Genomic DNA, 20,612 nt, shown 5'->3' with positions numbered 1-20,612 from the left:
ACCTCGGTGTTCACCTTGAATGAAGCGTTTCATGGGCAGCCCTTGCGATGAAATCCGGGGCAATCATAGCAAGGGTTGGCTTTGGCGTTTTGACACACTCTGGGCCATGGATGGCCGATGGCGGCGGGCCCACGGAGCAGGACCGGAGCGAGGGCATGCCGAGCCTGGGCGAGGCACCGAACGTCAGGGGCAAGAGCCCTTGGTTACTTGGGGCCGGGCGGCGTTCCGCTTTTCCAAGTGACCCGCCGTAAGGGCGGAACCCTAAGTGGCCGTTACCGCAGTAATGAATATGTACACCAGGAAGAAAATGGTCGGCCGTCAGTTGCCATCGCTGGCAAGTCGGATCGCCGCACCGCAGCTTCTACAGGTGTCGGTGTTCCCCGGGATTCCGTGAAGTACCATAAAAATCTATGGTCGGGCTAACAAACCAGGTCAAAGCACTGCCATTTTTCCCTCGAAAAAAGCAAATTCGCGGCATTGCCACAGAGGGATTTTGGGGACGGCCGCAGGATTCGGCGAGAATCGTACGCCAAGCCGACTTGGCAAAGTGCGCTTGCTGTTCGAGTCCATCACCGAGAAAGCTGATGATTTTAGATTGTGACCGGCAGCAATCTACCGATTGTGTTGAAAAAGTCGGCGTCGGTTTTCGGGTCAGAAAAGAACGCGTCTGAGATTGAAATCTGCATTACACGCAGAAGCATCAGGGCTCGGATTTTACGTAGCAGCGTACAAAAATGACGTTTTCACCACTCAATGCACTGCCCATTTGGCCGGGGCGACTTTTTCAACAGAATCTACCCAAAGCCGACTGTGATGACAGGCGGCTTTGGGATTGAAACGGTCATGTAAGCGGTTTTTTGCGTTTGCTGACGACATGACCAGCCGTTAGATTGACGACGCTAGCCTTTACCTCCGCTGACACCGCCACTGCTGCCTTTGCCACTGCTGCTGCCTTTGCCACCGCCACTGCTGCTGCTGCTGCCGCTGCTGCCTTTGCCACTGCTGCTACTGCCGCTGCTACCACTGCCACTGCTATTGTCCGGGTTATCGTTGACCCCGGCCTGTGGCCCGACGCCATCTCCCGTACGGAACGTCGGTAACGCAACCGAGGCCACGAATTTCACGCCGTCCCAGCTGGGCAAAGGTGTGGGCATCAATTGGAACTGGCCCGGGTGCTCGGAGTCCCAGCGCAGCAGCATCGACGTGTCCTCATGCTGTGTGTTGTGGCAGTGTTCCATGTAGGTACCGGCAAACTCACGGATGTGTATGGCCATCTCGACAGTGTCGAGGCTCTCGGGATGGCGGCCTATATCGTAGGTATCCTTGCGCGCGCCTTTTTCCCATTCTGGTGGTGGTTTGCCACCTCGAGTGAGAATGATCCCTTCCTCGAAGTGCACATGCACCGGGTGACTCCAGCCATTGCCGCCGTTCTGGATCTTCCAGACTTCCAGCGTGCCCTCACCCTTGAACCCGGCCGGTGTCGGGCCAGTGGCCAGTTGTGGCGCGGCTGAAATCCGCCGCGGGTCCATGTTGAAGCCTTCGCCGCCATCGGTCTTGATCGTCCAGGGCTTGAAATCCGTGCCGTTGGAGCGGCCAAAGATAAAGGTGCGGTGCCGCGCCTGGGCAAGCCGGGCGATATCGGCAGGGTCATCACGGTGCAAGGGCAAGGGGATCATGAACCTGCCCTCGGGCTTGCCAGGCTTGGCGGGCTCGAAGTCGACCGGATTCATACTGACATCCTGGCCGGTGTAAGGCTGGACGTTCAGTTGCAGGAACAGGCCCACGCCCGGGTCACCGTTGACCCACTGTGGCCCGTTGCTGGTTTGCCTGACAACGGGCAGGTACTTCCCGGAGAGTACATCCGCCAATGCAATGTCACGTTTTGGACGCTTGCCGTTTTCATGCTCCTCGACGTTGACGAAGAAAAGCTTGTCGCCGGGGTTGATGCCGTTCTTCGCGAAGTCGACGACGATGTCATAGCGCTCGCCAATGCCCTGTATCGGCAGAATGCCATTGTGGTTCTGAGTGTCGCCGTCGCCATCGAGGTCCAGGCTGCCATCGAACGGCACCGCGTGCTCCATGATATTGCCGTCGTTGGCAATCAAGTGGAACGGCACCCGGTTATAGGAAACAGCGGAGCTTTTCGGGCCAGGAAACTCGCCACCATTACCATTGACCTGACGCACCACCGCCAGCTTGAAGTAGCGAGAAACCGATCCGTTGAGAATGCGGAAACGGTAGCGACGGGCACGTACGTCCAGGAAGGGCTTGTACTCCCAGTTGGTCAGCACCTGGTCACCGAGAAAACCGTCGGTGTTGAAGGGGTTGAACCACAACTGGCCGGTCTGGTCCCAGGCCTTGTCGGCGATCGTCAAGTTGACGTCATAGTCGCGGTTACCCCACCCCAGCCCCGAACCGCTGGGCAAGCGCAGGTTGACCCCGTCGTCGACCGCCTCGTTGCCACGGTCCACGGCGCTGTAGTAGTTCATCATCGTCGCATTGCCCTTGTAGACATTCTGCGCGGTGAAATCGAGCATGTGGTCGTGGAACCAGTGGCTGCTCATGGTTTCGCGCCAGTCGCCACGGATCTTGATGGTGCCGTTGTTGCATGTCTTGAAGCCGGGGGTGGCGTCGTTGACGAAAAGGATTTCACCGGGGTCGCACGGGAACGCTGCCCGTGGGTCCTGCGCAGTGGTGTTGATGCTGTCGTAACCGGCCAACTGGATCGGCCAGCGATAGTCGTAGTACTGGCCCGGGAAGAAGAACGCGTTGGTAAAGCCGTCGCTTTCGGCGGGCGAGTGGCCGTTATGTTCATGGGTGGTAAGGGTGTGCAGGCCAAAGCCCCGGTTGGCCGATGGGTCAATGGGCAAGGCATCGTAGTGACGCATCAGCATCGCTTGGCCATAGCGTACTAGAAGCAGTTTGGGCGGAAAGGTGCCGTCGAATGTCCACACCGCATTATGGTCCTGGACAGGGAAGTTGGGGTGGAACTGCACTTGAATGCCCTTGGTGGTGCCCTCGTTGGCCGGGTCGCCGCTGGTGTTGTGGTAGAGCCCGCCGGGCGCGAATTCCCCCACGGCGTAGTTATGCCGTTGCATACGATCACGCAAGCCGCTGTTGACGTGCGCGCCTGCTTGCACCGTCTTGAAGGCGTCGCGCGGGAAAAACTCATTGAAACGCTGGTGCGACCAGCCTTTTCCCGGTGGCCGGCCTTCTGCGGGCGAATCGACCCGGCGATTGAGGAAAAGCTCGATCTGCGCCTTCCAGGGGTTGCGGTCCAGGACATTGGAGAACTCTGTCGGGAAGGGCGTCAATGCCGGCTGCCTGAGAAAGGCCTCCAGCGCATCCGGCGACGGGCCGCTACGCGCCACCTTCAATGGATCTTGCGCCGGTGCGGGGCCCAGCGTCGGAACCGGAAACGGAACGGGTGATGGCGGGTCGGTCGCATCCAGTTTGTTCGAGCCGAATTCCTCGAAAAGTTCAAGCTTCTGGGTGAACGGTTGAGCCCCGAACACCGGGCTGGGATTACCGTTAGTGGGGATATTGAAGCTGGTTTGCAGATCGGGTGGCAGCACATTGTCGATCAAAGGGGTCTGACGGTTACCGGTCACACCATTGGGCAAGTCGAAGGCGCCGACGTTTGCGGGAGGCAGCTTGAGCAAGTCCCGCAATGCGGCATCGGGGTCGGCGGGCGGATTGGTGAACGCCGATGGGTCGGTAGGAGGCGGTGGATCGGTGTTGTCGAGGGGGACTGCCCGGGCCTGGGACAAGCCCAGCCCCAACATGATCACGGCAGCAGAGATGCTCAGCGCCAGCCTGGTTTGGGACAATGGACCAGGTTTCAACCTTCCGGCATCCAGTTTCATCGCAAACACCTCTGACGGGTTCCTCAGAGCGCGTGGCAATACATGAGCAACGAGCCACCGCTACTTGCCGGGCGGGCGAAAAATTTGATTTCGAGCCGGGATGGGAGCGATGCAACTTTCCCGCCAAAAATGACAGGAAGTGACTAATAGCTCTACGCCACGCCCCCCTTGTCCGCTGGCTTTAAGCCAGCGTATGAGCAGCCCGGATGAAAGCCCCGCTGACGGGGAATATCCCCCAGTAACGGGTGCGATTGTGCGCAGTGTTTGGGTCAAGAGAAATGGCCACTTTCTGATCCGGCTATCGGTCCGGCAGAGGTGCCAGCAATCTGGTTGGCCCGCCCGATGGGCCCGGGCCATAGCATTTCAATGCCATCCGGGTCAGTCGAGTGGCAGCGATATCGTTAATCTCGTTCCTTTGTCCGGTGCGCTGTCGATCGTGAATTCTCCGCCGAGCATGCTGATGCGTTCCTTCATTCCCACCAATCCGAACGAGTTCAATTTTTTGCGGTCCGTCATGCCGACGCCATTGTCCTTGATCTGCAGGTAAAGCCGGCGACCCTCCTTGTAGAGTTCGATATGCACCTGTGTCGCTTGCGCGTGCCGGGCAATATTCGACAGCGATTCCTGCACGATGCGGAACAGCGTCGTGGCGGATTTTTCATTCAGATCGCAACGCAAATTCTCGTCTTTCGCCGACATCGTGCAATCGATCGCGCTGCGCTGCCGGAACTCTTCAAGTTGCCACTCGATCGCTGCCTGCAATCCCAGATCGAGTACGGGCGGCCGAAGATCATTGATGATGCTGCGGACACTACGGATGGCTGTATCGAGGTGATTCAGAGCATCGCTGGCCTTTTCGTTGAGCTTGGGGTGCAGGGTACTGGTGCGCGCCTGCAACATGGAGACGTCGATTCGCAACGCCAGCAGACTCTGTCCCAGCTCGTCATGGATGTCGCGTGCGATCCGCTTTCGCTCTTCTTCCTTGATGTGCTCCTGATAGGAGGCCAGTTCACGCAGCTGCAGCTTCGATTGCAGCAATTCTTCGGCCTGCATCGTCAGTTTGCGTTGCAGGTAGAACAGGTCGACAAACACCCGGATCTTGGCGCGAAGAACCGCGGCCACAATCGGCGAGAAGATGTAATCCACTGCGCCGGACGTATAACCGCGGAAACGCTCGGAATCCGTTTCGGCCTCGGCTGTGACGAAGATAATGGGCGTGTGGGCCGACTTCGGGCGGCCGTGAATGAGTGCAGCGGTTTCAAAGCCGTCCATCACTGGCATTTTCACGTCAAGCAGAATGACGGCGAAGTCGCGCTGCAATAGCAGGCGCAGCGCCTCGCGCCCGGAAGTCGCCGTGGCAATATCGAGGCCCATGTCGGCAATCACTGCGGCGAGCGCCGTAAGCTTGGCGCGATTGTCATCCACCAGTAACACGGATGCTGGCACGCCATCAGGCGGGAGCGGGTGCCGCACCTGGGCTCTCTCATTGAATACCGGGGGTTCCTGCTGCATATTTATGTCACTTCGGTTTGCGCTGGCGCGCAATGAGCGCGGTACAGCGTCATCGATAGAGCCATTTGCGCATCAGTGACAGCAGCTGTTCGGTATCCACTGGCTTGCTGACATAGTCCGATGCTCCTGCCTCGAGGCATTTTTCACGGTCACCCATCATCGCCTTGGCGGTCAGCGCAATCATGGGCAGGGTTTCAAATCTCTTGAATGTACGGATCTGGCGCATGGTTTCAAAGCCATCCATCCCGGGCATCATGATGTCCATCAGCACGATGTCGGTATCGGGCTGCTGCTGCAGCAGTTCTATGGCGGTTCGGCCGTTTTCGGCCGTGGCCACCAGCATTTTGTTGCACTCGAGCACGCTGGTCAGGGCAAAAATATTGCGCACATCATCGTCGACCACCAGGGCCTTTTTACCCTCCAGACTGTCCGAACCCGCATAGAGTTTTTCCAGCATCCTGCGCTGGGTCTGCGACAGCCTGGCTACGACGCGGTGTAGAAACAGCGCGGTTTCGTCGAGTATGCGCTCGGGGGACTGAACTGCCTTGATGACGCCCTTGCCGAGCAGTGTCCTGAAACGCTCGTGTTCCGGCTTGGTCAGTGTCTCTGCACCATAGACGACGATCGGCAATTCACGCATGGCGTGGTCTTCCTGCAACGCCTCGAGAAAGCTGATGCCGGATGCGTCGGGCAGTTTGAGATTGATTGCCATGCAGTCGTAGCGTTTCTTTGCCAGTTTCTTCAAGGCTTCAGCGCCACTGGCGGTCGTTTCGATCTTCACGTCGGTGTTGCCGAGTAGATCGAGGATGCGGGCGCGGTTCTCTTCGTCGCCGTCGATGAGCAACAGGTTCCTGGTCTTGCGCCGAGCGAATGCCACGATGCCGACCAGCGCATTTTGAATCTCGTCGGCTGTGACCGGCTTGAGCAGATAGTCGAAAGCGCCATAGCGCAACCCGCGTGTGTGGTCGTCAGCGGTCGAGATGATCTGGACCGGGATGTGACGCGTGGCGAAATTGCGCTTCAACTGCTCGAGTAGYGACCAACCATCGATGTCCGTCAGGCCCGGGTCCAGTGTGATCGCGGCGGGTTTGAAGCGCTCGACAAGCTCCAGTGCATCCGCGCCACGGGTCGTGACGATAGCCCTGAACCCCTTCTGGTGCGCGGCCTCGAGCAGAATGCTGGCGAATCGGGCGTCGCCCTCGAGCATCAGCAGCACCTGGTCCCCGGGTTGGACAGACTCGCGGTCGTCCGGTATCTGTGCAGACGGGCCTGACATGAGGTCGCGCCTGACTTGGCCAGGTACTGTCTCTGTCGCTGACTCGTCCAGCGTTTGACGCTGGGCATCCTGTGTACGCAAGGGTACGTACAGCGCGAAAGTACTGCCCTTGCCGATCTCACCGGGGATCAGCCGCAGCTCACCGCCCAGTCGGTGTGCCAGCTCGCGGCTGATTGACAGGCCGAGGCCGGTGCCGCCGTATTTTCGTGAGGTTCCGGTATCTGCTTGCTGGAATGCTTCGAAGATGAGCTTCTGCTTGCCGGCAGATACGCCAATGCCGGTGTCGGTGACCACGAAGGCGACCACCGCATCGGCGCTATTGAGTTCGCTGTGATCCACGCTCCACCCGGACACAGCGGGTTCGATGCTGATCTTGACACTGCCTTGCTCAGTGAACTTGAAGGCGTTGGACAGCAGGTTCTTGACCACCTGCAGCAGGCGCTTTTCGTCGGTCAAGATGAAGGGGGGCAGGGTAGGCGCCAGTTCAATCGTGAAGTCCAGGCCTCGGCTTTCGGCGACCGGCCGGAAGGTGCGTTCGATCTGGTCGTGCAGATCGGCGAACAGCGCTTCATTCAAATCCAGTGTGACCGTACCCGACTCGATCTTGGACAGATAGAGAATCTCGTCGATCAGCTCCAGCAGGTCTTTGCCCGCGCTACGGATGGTCTTGGCATATTCGACCTGCCTGGGCGTGAGATTGTGTTCCGCGTTGTCGCTGAGTTGCCGGGCCAGGATCAGCAAGCTGTTCAATGGCGTTCTGAGCTCATGGGACATACTGGAGAGGAATTCGGACTTGTACTTCGAGGTCAGCATCAGCTGCTCCGCCTTCTCCTCCAGCGACAGCTTGGTGATTTCGACTTCGCGGTTCTTGCGCTCGACTTCGGCTTTCTGCTCCGCCAGCAGTCCAGCCTTGTCCCCCAGTTCCTCGTTGGTCTGTCTCAATTCTTCTTGTTGCCTTTGCAGCTCCTGCGCCAGCGATTGCGACTGCTTGAGCAGTTCTTCGGTACGCATATTGGCTTCGATCGTGTTGAGCACGATACCAATCGATTCAGCAAGCTGATCAAGGAAGGTTTGATGAATGATGCTGTAGCGCGTGAACGAAGCCATTTCGACGACGGCCTTGACCTTGTTCTCGAACAGGATCGGCAACACGATGATATTCAGCGGGGCGGCCGCACCCAGTCCCGATGAAATCGCGACGTAATTGGCGGGTACATCGGTCAGCAGGATGCGCCGCTTCTCGTAAGCGCATTGCCCGACCAGGCCCTCGCCGAGCCGCCACTCATCGTTCACATTGATGTTTCCCTTGTACGCATAAGCGGACAGCAGTTTGAGTTTCGCAGGATCGGGCGGGTTCTCGTTCATCATGTAGAACACACCGTGCTGGGCGTTGATCAGTGGAGCCAGTTCAGACAGCACCATCTTGGAGACTGCCGCCAGATCGCGCTGGCCCTGCAGCAGGCGGTTGAATTTCGCGAGATTGCTCTTGAGCCAATCCTGCTCCGCGTTTTGCCGCGTGGTTTCCCGCAGGTTGCGGATCATCTCGTTGACGTTGTCCTTCAACTCCGCCACTTCACCCTTTGCTTCCACCTCCACGTAACGGGTCAGATCGCCCTTGGTCACGGCAGTCGCCACGTCGGCAATTGCGCGCACCTGATTGGTCAGGTTGGCCGCCAGACCGTTCACGTTGTCGGTCAGATCGCGCCAGGTGCCGGCAGCACCCGGCACGTTGGCCTGGCCCCCCAGTTTGCCCTCGACCCCCACTTCACGCGCCACCGAAGTCACCTGGTCAGAGAACAGCGCCAGCGTATCGGTCATACCGTTGATAGTGTCGGCCAGTTCGGCGATCTCGCCCTTGGCCTCCAGTGTCAGTTTCTTCTTCATGTCGCCGTTGGCCACCGCGGTCACCACTTTGGCGATGCCTCGCACCTGGCTGGTCAGGTTGGCCGCCATGAAGTTCACGTTTTCGGTCAAGTCCCTCCAGGTGCCGGACACGCCTTGCACCTGTGCCTGTCCCCCGAGCTTTCCTTCGGTGCCGACTTCGCGCGCCACCCGCGTCACTTCGGCGGCAAAGCTGTTGAGCTGGTCCACCATGGTGTTGATGGTGTTCTTCAACTCCATGATTTCGCCCTTGGCTTCCACGGTAATCTTGCGCCCCAGGTCGCCTTTGGCCACCGCCGTCGTCACGTCGGCGATGTTGCGCACCTGATTGGTCAGGTTGGCGGCCATGCTGTTGACCGAGTCGGTCAAGTCTTTCCAGGTTCCACCGACGCCCGTCACCCTGGCCTGGCCACCGAGCTTGCCGTCAGTCCCCACTTCGCGAGCCATGCGCGTCACTTCGTCGGCAAAGGTCGAGAGCTGGTCCACCATGGTGTTGATGGTTTCCTTGAGTTGGAGAATTTCACCTTTCGCTTCGGCTGTGATCTTGCGTGACAGGTCGCCGTTGGCTACCGCCGTCGTCACGTCGGCAATGTTGCGCACCTGGGTGGTCAGGTTGGCCGCCATGCCGTTGACCGAATTGGTCAAGTCCTTCCAGGTACCGGACACGCCGGTCACTTCGGCCTGTCCGCCCAGTTTGCCTTCGGTACCGACTTCCAGCGCGACGCGCGTCACCTCCGAGGCGAAGCTGGAGAGCTGGTCGACCATCGTGTTGATCGTGTTTTTCAGTTCGAGAATCTCGCCCTTGGCTTCAACGGTAATTTTCTTGCCGAGGTCGCCGCGCGCCACCGCCGTCGTCACCTGTGCGAGGTTGCGTACCTGGGTGGTCAGGTTGGCCGCCATGCCGTTGACCGATTCGGTCAGGTCGCGCCAGGTGCCTGATGCGCCGCGCACTTGCGCCTGACCGCCCAACTTGCCTTCGGTACCGACTTCCAGCGCCACGCGGGTCACCTCCGCAGCGAAGCTCGAGAGCTGGCCGACCATCGTGTTGATGGTGTTTTTCAGCTCGAGAATCTCACCCCTGACTTCGACGGTAATCGTCTTGCCCAGATCGCCTTTGGCCACCGCGGTCGTCACGTAAGCGATGTTGCGCATCTGGGTGGTCAGATTGGCGGCCATGTCGTTGACGGAGTCGGTCAGGTCTTTCCAGGTGCCGGACACCCCTTTGACATTGGCCTGCCCACCGAGAATCCCTTCAGTGCCGACTTCGCGCGCCACGCGGGTCACCTCGGATGCGAAGGAGCCCAGCCGCGTCACCATGGTGTTCACGATCCTGGCGGATTTGAGGAACTGACCCCGCAGTTTCAGGCCGTCGAGTACCGGTGGTACCTGCTGGCTCAGATTACCCTCGGCAACCGAACCGATAACGCGAATCATCTCGCTCATCGGGCTGATGAGGTCGCTGGTCAGCGCATTGCTCGAGTTGACGATCTTTTGCCATGAACCTTTCATCATCGGCAATTGGATACGCTCATCGACCTTGCCCTGCTTGCCGATCAGTCGCGCCACGCGTTCGAATTCGGTGGCGGTGTCGGCCGCCATGTCGATGATCTCGTTGAGCGTGTCGGCGATCTTGCCCGGCATGCCGGTCCAGTCTTGCGGCATACGCGTGGTGAAGTCACCATTGCGCAACGCCTTCAGCGCTGCCAGCAACGTCTTCATGTCGAAAACTTCGATCGGTGTCGTCACTGTGGCCATGTCTATGTCCAGTCAAGATGGATGCCACGCGCAAGGCGTTATGCAGGAGCCGGCATTGCAGTATTGACCATGCTGAAACGGAGCGTTGGCTTACGAAATATTAGCAAGGTTGGCGCAATGCCCCGGATCCTGGGGAAATTGGCCGGGAACAGGCCGTTCCAAGCGACAGCACCGGCAGTCCGGAGAAGTGAGCACTGACGGCTGAGGCAAAAAGTGCAAGTGTGCTCTGTGCCTGCTAACGTCAAACGCTGCAGCAGATTCCATGGCTTGCTGGCCACTGGTGAATGGAAAATACAGATGGTTGACCACAAAATCAGAGTCTTGCTGGTAGATGATCACAGCATCGTGCGTAGCGGCGTGCGACGCATGCTGGAGACTGCCGGCGAGATCGACGTAATGGGCGAAGCAGAGACGGCACAAGACGCAATGCGCCTGGTCCGGGAGCAGGATTTCGACGTGGCGCTGGTAGATATTCAGCTGCCCGATAAAACCGGCCTCCAACTCCTCAAGCTCATGCGTGCAGAGAAGCCCAAGCTCGCGGTTTTGATGTTGAGCATGCATTCGGTCGAGGCCTATGCGTTACGCGCAATCAAGCACGGCGCAGCGGGATACCTCACCAAAGATATTTCTGCAGCCACCCTGGTTACGGCAGTTCGCAAGGTGGCCTCAGGCGGCAAGCACGTCAGTCCTGAGCTGGCAGAAAAACTGGTCAACGCTATCGGTAGAAGCGACGGGGCACCCCACGAAGCGCTATCCGACCGGGAGCTTGAAGTACTAAAGCTCCTCGCTTCAGGCGAGAGAATTGTCCGCATCGCTGAGATATTGCACTTGAGCCCGAGTACGGTCACGACGTACCGGGCACGCATCCTGGAAAAAACAGGGATGGACAGCAACGCGAAACTCGCCCGCTATGCACTCGAAAACGGCCTGTTGACTTAGAACGCCCCGTCACCCGATCCAGCCTGCTTGTAGTGGAATCACTACAAGCTCTTGGCCGATATCTCCACAAAGAAGTCCAGCTAACGTCGATAGTCGATTCCGTTCTACTTGAGCATAGTTACCCCTGCGCAAGATTTCGTCCGCTGAATGGAGTTGTCTTCGTCAGCGTCTTGTACAGCTATGTCAAAAAAGAGAGGTGAAATCATGCAGGTCACCAACACAGAACCATTGACTGCACTGATACCAACCAGAGATTCAAGCCCTCTGCGCCTGTTTGTCGTTGAGGATTCGAACGTCGTGCCAGCGCTGTGGCGCACGGTGTCGTCGCGGATCGCGGGCCTGTCGCTTGCCGGGGCGTTTCACCGCGCTTCGACCGCCATCGCCGCCATCCGGCGTGAACCGCCCGATGTCGTCCTGCTGGACGTCAACCTCGGCGACGGTCATGGCATGGAAGTATTGCGTGTGGTCGCAGCCGAGTATCCGCTGACAAAAGTCATAGTGGTCAGCAATTGCGCTGATCCGACACATTGGAAGTACTTCACAAAAGCGGGAGCCTACGCCTTCTACGACAAGAACCATGAACTGGCCATCCTGCGCCGCATGTTGGAGCGTTTGGCCAAGTCTCTGTTACCAGAAGATTTTTCCTGCTGGCAATTATCACCAAATGGGAGCAGTACCCCATGGAACCAATCAGCAAAGAACACGACTTTCTAGCCGTGCTGCTCTTCGCGAGACATACAGAAAAGACTCCGGAATCGATATTCGTAAGTTGAGCAAGGAGTGCACGCTGCATTCATGTTGAGTCAATGTTCTAACTAGAGGAAATCATGATGATAGGCTATTGGTTGTGTGCGTTGCTGTGGGGTGTGGTGCTGCTGGAAGAGATCCAGTGCATGCCCCTTCAAGAATGGAAAGACGAGGGTCTGAAGAAGGTTCTGTTGCTGCGCCGGACCAGAACCCGGACCGGATACTTTCTTGCGTTGATCGCGGGCGCCTTGTGCCTGTATAGCGAAATCCTGGTGGCGCCGGTCAATCAGGGCATTTTCAATCCGGAGCTGATACTTGCCCTATTTGGTGTTATCTGGGGTGCTTATCTTTCAGTCGTCTGCATGAAGGGGAAGCGATAGATGCCTATCTCCATGACGACTGCGGGTAACTGATATTTCACTATCGTCGGCCGGCAGGGAAATCCCGCCGGTCAGGTGCTGAAACGGGCTCAGGCCGACCCGAAATCTCAAGCCCTGGTTTTTTTCGAACCGGGGCTTTGTGATTTATCGGTCATGCATGACCGGGCGTTGGATCACCGCGGACCTAGCGAATGCCGGTGCCCGCCATGGACTCTGGTACCCACTGCGCCGTCGATAGCGGCTCGATGTAGCGGATGCCGCCATGAGGGCCAACCACGCCATTGATGTTATAGGTGCCTTTCGACAGGTCGTACGTCATGAAAGGGGTGGCGTCCGGGACCTGTTGGTCATAGCTCTGGCTGAAGAAAGCGAAGGAGCCACGGTATAGCTGGCCACTGGTGTCGTACTGATCGGAGGCCACAGCGGCCCAAGTGTCCTCATCCAGGTAAAAGCGGCGCTTCTGGTAGATGTGGTTTGCACCGGGCTTGAGGTTGCCCTCCACGACGTAGACCCGGTGTTTTTCCCAGCGTACGAAGTCCGGCGCAATGAAGTTTGGCGTGGTCAGCGATTTGGCATCGCGAGCGTAGGTCAGTTTGTAGGTGTTGTAGGGCACGATCATTTCCTGCTTGCCGACCAGCGTCCAGTCATACAGCTCCAGTGCTCGGGCGGTACCGGGGTTGGGTGTGTCGTAGGCCAGGATCGAAATCTGTTTGACGCGGCGCTGGGCAGGCATGTATTGCCAGGCCCGGCCAGGAAACTGCGTCGGGTTGGTGGCGTTCTTGAGCATGATCGACTCGCCGGCCCGGCGCGCGGGTCCGGTATAGGACAGTTTCAACTGATAGTAAATGTCGGAACTGTTGAAGGGCTTGGACATGTTCTCGTAAATCGGGAAGGAGACGAATGCCTCGCCGGTGACCGCCAGGCTCGGTACGCCCGCCGTGTCGACGCTCCAGGAGTCGTACTTGGAATGGATGTTCACACCCTGGTAGCGCAGCAGGAAGTTCCACATCGCTTCAGCGCCTGATTGCGGGATCGGGAACGGCACGCCGGGCATCACATTGTCGATGGCGATCCCGCCGTTGAGGGACCTGGCGGCAGTGGCATTGCGGCGGCTATTGTCCAGTACCGCCTGCGGGAGCGATGCAGTGCGGTGGGTCGGATACACATCGATGCGAAAGCCGGGGTAACGCCTGGCCAACGCTACGGTGGTGGCGGTCAGCATGCCTTTGTACGAATCGACGTTCTTGCCGTTGATCACCAGCAGTGGTTTTTCGTGCGCAAAGGGGTCCGGGCGCATGCTGTCGCCAGTCTTGAAGCTTGCGGGGGCAGTGGTCAGGCCACCGTTGTAGGGCGGGATGGAGCCATCGGCATTACCGGCCTTTTCGGCACCCACCCACGTCAGGCTGGTGCCCAGCCGGGCGGCTTCCTGGCTCGATACATAGGCCTGGGCATCGATGGCCAGCGCCATGAGGGGTACGGCAGCCAGAAGGTTCTTCACGAATTTCATATTGTTATTCTCCTGCCTGGCGTACCAGGCAACTCGTGACTCAGGCGGAGCAGTCGCTTACGTCGGCTCGATCGCCAGAGGCTTTTTCAGTGCCGCCATTAAATAGCCCCTGTATCAGGGGCGCTTTTCATTTGGCGACAGTCCCTTGGCTATTGATGACAGACCCAGGCTGTCTGCGCGGGCAGGGTGGTTGTGGTTGCCTCAAGCAGATTGCACACCTGCACCACGAGCCAGTTCTCTTACGCGGAACCAATCTGATGCGTTCGATGGCGCGGTAGCCGGCAGTGACCATCACTTGTTTGTATTTCCCCGAGGAATCATTGAGTTACTGAATGGTCATAGTTGTAACCATTCCATACCTCCGACGTTTAGGACGTTCATATGAATCGCGCAGTAATCTTGATCGTGGCCATTTCCAGCGCCGTCTTGTTGGGAGGCTGCGGCCCGCACTGGGATGACGGAGAAAGGTACGGTCGATATCACGATCATGATCATCGACGTGGCTACGACCAAAGAGGGGACGATGATCAAGGTTATGACCGTCAATATCATCGTCGTGACTACGATCGCGATCACCGTCGCTACCGCGATCGCGATGACAACGACGACTGATACGTTCAACGTCATTGAAAAGCAGGGAGCTAATGGGGAGTTGCTGTGAGACGACACATCACCGTAGAAACGCTTGTCTGGGCAACAAGCAGCGAATAATTTGTGGCCCGTCTCATACCTGGCACCAAAGTGAACAAAATCATTGAAAAAAACCGCCATAAGCTTTAAACGGAAAGCCAAATGGCACATTGCAAGCAATCAGCCAGTGAGTGTCGGCAGTTTTGGGCTCAGGGAGCGCTGATGAGTTTTCGTACATTGACCGGCTCCCCATGGCAATCGCGCACGAGCGAAGTTGCCGCACTTCATCCAATAGAGAACCCGGATACTGTCGGCATGGCCTACGCTGGCGGCGACGACACGATCGGACAATTGCTGGATTCAGCGTGCAACTGGGCCCATTCCAGCGCCTGGGTGTTTTACCGCACCGGTGAACAGATGCATCGGGTTGGCCAGGGCGACCCACGGGTACAGTGGCCTTCAAGCGTTGCGAATGACGAGTTTGAAGGCTTTTGCCGGGCCCGCAACGTGCACCGCTGGCCGACCGGTAGAGGCGAGAGTGTGCTGGGTTGGCTACTCGCGCCAGTCGACGATGCTGCGCAACCGGCGCTCGCTGAACTAGCCCAGCGCCTGGGCATTCAGCTACAGACCAATACCCTTGCCCGTGCGCAGATCACGCAGCGTGTGCTGTATGAAATTACCTATCTGGCCAGTTCGACCCGTGACCGGTCAGTGTTTCTGGTAGGGGTTCACCGGCTTTTGGCCAGCCTGATCGACGCCGAGAATTTCTATCTCGCGCTGTATAACCCGCGCACTGGCAAGATCGACTACCCGTATTACGTCGACATCATCGACGCTGATGCCCTGGAGGCCGAGAACTACGAATACCTTGACCCTGCGCATCTGTCGTTGACTGGCCAGGTATTGACCACTGGCCAGCCGTTGCTGATTGACTCTGCCGGCATTCTCGCGGCTCAGGCCGAAAACCGTTTTTATTGCGTGGGTGATCGTCCCGAGTTCTGGATGGGGGCACCGTTGAAAAATGCCTCTGATGACGTGTTTGGCATGCTGGCAATGCAGGTCTACGACGTTTCACGCATCTACAGCGCCGAAGACCGCGCGCTGTTTCTGGTGGTAGCCCGTCACGTCGCCATGGCGCTGGACCGGATTCTGCACCGGGAGGACCTGGAAGAAACGGTGATGCGTCGCACCCTGGAGCTTTCGGCACTCAACGACGCCTTGAGGCAGGAAGTGGCAGACCGAGAGCGCGCCGAACATCTGCAGAGCGCGCTGTTCCAGATTGCCGAACTGTCGAGCCGGCCTGGCGACATGGCCGAGTTGTTCCAGACCTTGCATGGCATCGTCGGTGAACTGCTGTTCGCGCAGAACTTCTACATTGCCCTGTTCGACGGCGCGACCGGTGAAGTGACGTTTCCCTATTATGTGGATGAACGGCAGACGACCCGCCCGGCGGCACGGCGAGGGCGCCGGGGCTTGACCGAGTACGTGATCCGTCAGCGTCGAGCCTGCCTGATTGACGCCGGCGAGGCTGAGCGATTGTCCGCGCACGGTGAAATCGAAATTGCCCATGAGTCTGTGCGCTCCTACTCCTGGCTGGGCATTCCATTGTTCGAAGACGACGTGGTGCGAGGCGTGCTGGCGGTGCAAAGCTATACCTCGCAGGTGAGCTATACCCAGCGTGACCAGGAGCTGCTGACCTTCGTGTCGCGGCACATCGACACAGCGTTGTCGCGACGCACAGCCGCCGAAGCGATCCATGCCGCCAACCTCCAGCTGGAAGCCCGGGTGCAGAGCCGCACCCGCGAGCTCGATCACGCCAATGCCAAGTTGCAGCACGAGAACTCCCACGATGCACTGACCGGACTACCGAATCGCACCTACCTGCAACAGCGCCTCAATCTGTCCTGGTCGCGGTTCGGCAGCGAAGGCGGGCACCTGTCGGTGATGTTCATCGATCTCGACCGCTTCAAGATGGTGAACGACAGCCTCGGCCACCATTTTGGCGACCTGCTGTTGATGCAGGCGGCCCACCGTTTACGTGGTTGCCTGCGCGACACCGACATGCTCGCGCGCCTGGGGGGCGACGAGTTTTCGGTGCTGGCTCCCGAGGCGCCGCTGGACGTGATGATCGAAATTGCCGAACGGATCCTGGTGGCGTTTGACCTGCCGTTTTTCATCAATGGCCATGAAGTTTTCTCGTCCTGCAGTATCGGTATCGTCAGCGCCGACAGTCAGTTCCATCACGAGCCCGCCGACTTGCTGCGCGATGCCGATGCGGCGATGTATCGGGTCAAGAGTGCCGGACGCGACAGCTACGCGGTGTTCAACCAGGAAGTGCGCCGTGAAGTCTCGGACCAGGTCGAGCGAGAAGGGGCCTTGCGCAACGCGCTCAAGCGTACTGACGAACTGCTGCCGTATTTCCAGCCGATCGTCAGCGTCGAAACCGGCGAGCTGTTGGCCCTTGAAGCGTTGATCCGCTGGCATCAGCCGGGCGGCCGGGTGATTGCGCCGGGCGAGTTCTTGCCGGATGTCGAGGGTTTGCGCCTGATCGGTCGACTGGACCTGTACATGCTTGCCAGCATTGCAGCGATCCTCGCACAGCCCGGGCACGCCGATTGGCCGCCGGTGCACGTCAACTGCTCCAGCTACAGCATGACGCGTCCCGACTTCGCCAGTGAGGTGCTGGCACTGTTGGCGCAGCACCGGGTCTCGCCGTCACGGATCTGCCTGGAACTGACCGAAGGGGCGCTGGTAGCCGAGCCGGCGATTGCCCGACAAACCATGCAGCAACTGGCGGACAACGGCATGTCGGTGGTGCTCGATGACTTCGGTGCAGGGTTTTCATCCCTGAGCTATGTGCATCAATACCGTTTCAGCGGATTGAAAATCGACAAGTCGTTCATCCTCGAACTGACCACCAGTACCCGCAGTCGCGCGATTGTCCGGGCGATTGTGCGGATGGCCGAATCGCTGGACCTGAGTGTGGTGGCCGAAGGCGTCGAGGATGAAGCGACGCTGGACCTGCTGCGCGAAATGGGGGCGGGGCAGGCCCAGGGTTATCATTTTGCCAGGCCGATGGGTTTGAAGGCGCTGTTGGCGAGTTCACTGCTCGATCACTAGGGATCGAGGACATTTCATGGCAGGAGCAAACACGGATGAATCATTTTTCAAGGGAGAGAGTCATGGCATCAGGGCAATGTCTTTGCGGGGCTGTACGCTTTTCCCTGGCGGTTGAACCACGATTTTTTTATCGCTGCCATTGCACCCTGTGCCGCAAGCAAACCGGGGTCGGCCATAATCTCGCCACGCTGGTCAACGCTCGCGACTTTCGATGGGAAGAAGGGCAAGAGGCGATCACGGGTTGGCGCAAAACCAGCGGGTACAGAAATGACTTTTGCTCGCGATGTGGCTCGACCGTGCCTAATGTTCTTCGCGAAACACCCTATTTCTGGATTCCGCTTGGACTTCTCGATGTCGGGCTGAGCATGGCGTGTATTGGAGATTTCTGCACCGATGACGCTATGCCATGGGATGAACAACGCTCGGAAAAAAGTCATTGCGCAGCCCCGGATTCACTGGAGCTTCTTCTGCATGAACTGCAGGTCAATGATTGACTCGGGTGCCTGACCGGCATAGGGACGAACGGGTAGCCTGGCCCATAATTGGTTCACCACTGTCCGCTGCCCGGAGCGCCCAATGCCGCCCATCACCACGCGCCTGGTGGCGCTGCTTGTTCTTTGCCTGACACTTGAAGTGCCAGCCCAAACCAACGGCTGCCCGGCTGGCGAGAAGCAAGTGTGCCTGGACGACTGCATCTGCCTGCCAGACGTGGTGCCTGATGACATCTACCAGATCGCGGCGCCCGGGCTGGCGCTGTGGCTGACCCAAGCGCGTGCTGAAGCAGCCAACGCCGGCATCCAACCCATTCCACCGCACATCCGCGAGCAGCTACTGCACTGGTACGCCCCCAGCGTCCTCGATACCGCGCGCTACAAAATCAGCGACAACGGCCAATTCAACGCCGCCACCGCCATGCTGCAAAACCCCGATGTCGGTGCCGTAACGCTGATCGACATCATCCTGTTCCGGGACGCTCAATCGGCAGAACAGGACATCGCGCTCTGGGCTCACGAACTCAAACATGTGCAGCAGTATCAGGAGTGGGGGGTGTTGGGATTTGCCCAGCGATACACGCAGGATTTCAATGCCGTGGAGGCGCCGGCTTATGCCATACAGGCTGAGGTCAGGCGCTCGCTGCGGGCAGGGACTTACTGAAGGGCAGCATAGCTCGCGTACGGTAAGGCACCAGTCCTGGCTTCATTTAGAGCGTGTGCAACCTGGCAGCGGAACTTTGAACTCCCGATCCGCGGGCTGACTCCTAACTCACAAGGTAGTGCACATGACAATGTTGTAGCGATGACCCACCAACAGCTGCATAGCCGGGAGCCCGTCGCGATATTCGAAACCCATCTTCCAGCACGCCTGGACCGCTTGCCGTGGGGCCGCTTTCACTCTTTGCTAGTGTTCGCGCTGGGAATCACCTGGTTGCTCGACGGCCTGGAAGTGACCCTGGCCGGCTCGGTGTCCGGCGCGCTGAAAAACAGCCCCGAGCTGCGCATGAGCAACTTCGATATCGGCTTGGCCGGCGGCATCTACATCGCCGGCGCAGTGCTCGGTGCCGCGCTGGCTGCTGATCCACGGTCAGCGCGATGAGGCGCGAGGCATCGTCGAAGGCATCGAAGCGCGTCTGCGCGAACAAGGCCATGAACTGTCGGCGGTGACCAGCAAACCACTGCGTCTGCACGCGCGGGACCATACGCCGCTGGCCGAGGTCTTCCATACCCTGTTCATCAGATTCAGGCGCAGCGCGCTGGTGGGGATGACCCTGTTGACCGCACAGGCCTTCTTTTACAACGCGATCCTCTTCACCTATGCGCTGGTGCTCACCGATTTTTACCAGGTGCCTGTCGAGCATGTAGGTTGGTATGTATTGCCCTTGGCACTGGGCAATTTCTGCGGGCCGCTGCTGTTGGGGCGCCTGTTCGACGTGATCGGCCGACGCGTGATGATCAGCTTCACCTACGCGATGTCGGGGGTGTTGCTGGCGCTCAATGGCTATGCCTTCCAGCAGGGTTGGCTGGATGTCACCCAGCAAGCCGCGGCGTGGATGGTGATCTTTTTTTTCGCCTCGGCAGCGGCCAGCTCGGCCTACCTGACCGTGGCGGAAACCTTCCCACTGGAAATCCGCGCCTTGGCCATCGCCGTGTTTTACGCCTTTGGCACTGGCCTGGGCGGCATCATCGGGCCGATGTTGTTTGGCCAACTGATCCAGACCCAGCAGCGCAGCAGTCTGTTGATTGGTTATCTGACAGGCGCTGCACTAATGTGTGTGGCGGCGGTGGTGCAGGCGATTTGGGGGGTGGCTGCGGAGCGTCGAGCGTTGGAGCAGGTGGCCAGGCCTTTGTCGCAGGCTGAGGATTGAGGGGGGCTACCAGCCAGCGAGCAAAGGTGTTGGCCCTTTCGTGAAGGTGAACACCTCAGGCTTACACTGGCCATCATCTGTTTTTTTTGGGTACTTCACGGAATCCCGGGGAACACATATAACGAAATATCTGTAGGGGCTGCTGCAGGCTGCGATCTTTTTGATCTTGATCTTCAGCAATATCCAGATCGCAAAAGCAAGATCAAAAGATCGTCCGAACGCGGCCCGAGCCTCCGGCAGCTCCTACAGGGGAACGCGTGCACCACCAAACAACGAGGTCGAGCGTTAGCTCGCCTCGCGGTGCTGTTGCGGTGCACGCCCCCTCGTGAGGCCGAGCGCAGGTTCTGCGCAGTGGGCAACCCGGCATGGATGCCGGGTTAGCCGCGCACGGCCCAGAGTGTGTAAAAACTCCAAAGCAAACCCTTGCTATGATTTCCCAGGATTTCATCGCAAGGGTTGCCCATGAAACGCTTCATTCAAGGTGAACACCGAGGTCAAAGGACCCTGCTCCCCGAGAGCCTGGACGATTACGTCAGCGAGACTAATCCGGTGCGTGTTGTCGATGTCTTCGTTGATGAACTTGACCTGATCACCTTGGGTTTTGAAAGTGCTATCCCTGCTGAAACTGGCCGACCTG

At 58.7% G+C, this 20,612-nt stretch carries 12 protein-coding genes and 2 pseudogenes; 10 read left to right on the top strand and 4 right to left on the bottom strand.

Translation table 11 applies throughout. The annotated features are described in order from the left end of the window. Positions 1–265 precede the first annotated feature (265 nt). Positions 266–394 (top strand): hypothetical protein, encoded by a 129-nt coding sequence (locus AC1DXW_RS28750; protein WP_477756463.1) that lies wholly within the window; start codon positions 266–268, stop codon positions 392–394. 505 nt (positions 395–899) lie between these two features. On the opposite strand, the gene AC1DXW_RS28745 is transcribed toward AC1DXW_RS28750, so the two are convergent. The 3 genes from AC1DXW_RS28745 to AC1DXW_RS28735 all read right to left on the bottom strand — a co-directional run bounded on the left by AC1DXW_RS28745 (position 900) and on the right by AC1DXW_RS28735 (position 10,290). Beyond that, a complete protein-coding gene (locus AC1DXW_RS28745) occupies positions 900–3,866 on the bottom strand; it encodes a multicopper oxidase domain-containing protein (protein ID WP_477760772.1) in 2,967 nt (988 codons plus the stop codon). 378 nt (positions 3,867–4,244) lie between these two features. Then, the gene (locus AC1DXW_RS28740; protein ID WP_477754748.1) at positions 4,245–5,378 is read right to left on the bottom strand and encodes an ATP-binding response regulator; all 1,134 of its coding nucleotides are present in this window, start codon (positions 5,376–5,378) and stop codon (positions 4,245–4,247) included. 49 nt (positions 5,379–5,427) lie between these two features. Further along, entirely contained in the window at positions 5,428–10,290 is a 4,863-nt protein-coding gene (locus tag AC1DXW_RS28735; protein WP_477754747.1) for a response regulator, read from the bottom strand. Positions 10,291–10,587: 297 nt separating this feature from the next. On the opposite strand from AC1DXW_RS28735, the gene AC1DXW_RS28730 reads away from it, so the two are divergent. The 3 genes from AC1DXW_RS28730 to AC1DXW_RS28720 all read left to right on the top strand — a co-directional run bounded on the left by AC1DXW_RS28730 (position 10,588) and on the right by AC1DXW_RS28720 (position 12,356). Continuing rightward, positions 10,588–11,229 carry a response regulator gene (locus AC1DXW_RS28730; RefSeq protein WP_477754746.1) on the top strand — a complete coding sequence of 214 codons (642 nt, stop codon included), beginning with the start codon at positions 10,588–10,590 and terminating at the stop codon, positions 11,227–11,229. Between the two features lie 204 nt (positions 11,230–11,433). Beyond that, positions 11,434–11,943 (top strand): response regulator, encoded by a 510-nt coding sequence (locus tag AC1DXW_RS28725; RefSeq protein ID WP_477754745.1) that lies wholly within the window; start codon positions 11,434–11,436, stop codon positions 11,941–11,943. 113 nt (positions 11,944–12,056) lie between these two features. Continuing rightward, positions 12,057–12,356, top strand: coding sequence for a hypothetical protein (locus tag AC1DXW_RS28720; protein ID WP_477754744.1), 300 nt, complete (start codon positions 12,057–12,059; stop codon positions 12,354–12,356). A gap of 184 nt (positions 12,357–12,540) precedes the next feature. Here AC1DXW_RS28720 and AC1DXW_RS28715 read toward each other — a convergent pair whose 3' ends face one another. Continuing rightward, positions 12,541–13,863 carry a DUF1329 domain-containing protein gene (locus tag AC1DXW_RS28715; RefSeq protein WP_477754743.1) on the bottom strand — a complete coding sequence of 441 codons (1,323 nt, stop codon included), beginning with the start codon at positions 13,861–13,863 and terminating at the stop codon, positions 12,541–12,543. 381 nt (positions 13,864–14,244) lie between these two features. On the opposite strand from AC1DXW_RS28715, the gene AC1DXW_RS28710 reads away from it, so the two are divergent. The 6 genes and pseudogenes from AC1DXW_RS28710 to AC1DXW_RS28685 all read left to right on the top strand — a co-directional run. After that, positions 14,245–14,475: a hypothetical protein gene (locus AC1DXW_RS28710; protein WP_477754742.1), complete on the top strand. Its 231-nt coding sequence runs from the start codon at positions 14,245–14,247 to the stop codon at positions 14,473–14,475. A gap of 240 nt (positions 14,476–14,715) precedes the next feature. After that, positions 14,716–17,613, top strand: a complete 2,898-nt coding sequence (locus AC1DXW_RS28705; protein ID WP_477754741.1) for a sensor domain-containing phosphodiesterase — start codon at positions 14,716–14,718, stop codon at positions 17,611–17,613. 62 nt (positions 17,614–17,675) lie between these two features. Then, positions 17,676–18,107: a GFA family protein gene (locus AC1DXW_RS28700; RefSeq protein WP_477754750.1), complete on the top strand. Its 432-nt coding sequence runs from the start codon at positions 17,676–17,678 to the stop codon at positions 18,105–18,107. A gap of 82 nt (positions 18,108–18,189) precedes the next feature. Beyond that, complete coding sequence (locus tag AC1DXW_RS28695) at positions 18,190–18,768, top strand: eCIS core domain-containing protein (RefSeq protein WP_477754740.1); 579 nt, start codon at positions 18,190–18,192, stop codon at positions 18,766–18,768. 141 nt (positions 18,769–18,909) lie between these two features. Further along, positions 18,910–19,975 (top strand): annotated as a pseudogene (locus AC1DXW_RS28690) (MFS transporter). A 462-nt stretch (positions 19,976–20,437) separates the two neighbouring features. After that, positions 20,438–20,612 (top strand): annotated as a pseudogene (locus AC1DXW_RS28685) (IS5/IS1182 family transposase); the annotation flags it as partial.

The sequence above is a fragment of the Pseudomonas sp. P4_C4 genome (assembly GCF_056402055.1).
Note: the sequence above shows the minus strand (reverse complement) of the source record. Positions and strands in the feature narration are given on the sequence as shown.

Coding starts and splice junctions, on each gene's coding strand:
- AC1DXW_RS28745 (WP_477760772.1), bottom strand. CDS start 3,866: ATGAAACTGGATGCCGGAAGGTTGAAACCTGGTCCATTGTCCCAAACC.
- AC1DXW_RS28740 (WP_477754748.1), bottom strand. CDS start 5,378: ATGCAGCAGGAACCCCCGGTATTCAATGAGAGAGCCCAGGTGCGGCAC.
- AC1DXW_RS28730 (WP_477754746.1), top strand. CDS start 10,588: ATGGTTGACCACAAAATCAGAGTCTTGCTGGTAGATGATCACAGCATC.
- AC1DXW_RS28725 (WP_477754745.1), top strand. CDS start 11,434: ATGCAGGTCACCAACACAGAACCATTGACTGCACTGATACCAACCAGA.
- AC1DXW_RS28720 (WP_477754744.1), top strand. CDS start 12,057: ATGATGATAGGCTATTGGTTGTGTGCGTTGCTGTGGGGTGTGGTGCTG.
- AC1DXW_RS28715 (WP_477754743.1), bottom strand. CDS start 13,863: ATGAAATTCGTGAAGAACCTTCTGGCTGCCGTACCCCTCATGGCGCTG.
- AC1DXW_RS28710 (WP_477754742.1), top strand. CDS start 14,245: ATGAATCGCGCAGTAATCTTGATCGTGGCCATTTCCAGCGCCGTCTTG.
- AC1DXW_RS28705 (WP_477754741.1), top strand. CDS start 14,716: ATGAGTTTTCGTACATTGACCGGCTCCCCATGGCAATCGCGCACGAGC.
- AC1DXW_RS28700 (WP_477754750.1), top strand. CDS start 17,676: ATGGCATCAGGGCAATGTCTTTGCGGGGCTGTACGCTTTTCCCTGGCG.
- AC1DXW_RS28695 (WP_477754740.1), top strand. CDS start 18,190: ATGCCGCCCATCACCACGCGCCTGGTGGCGCTGCTTGTTCTTTGCCTG.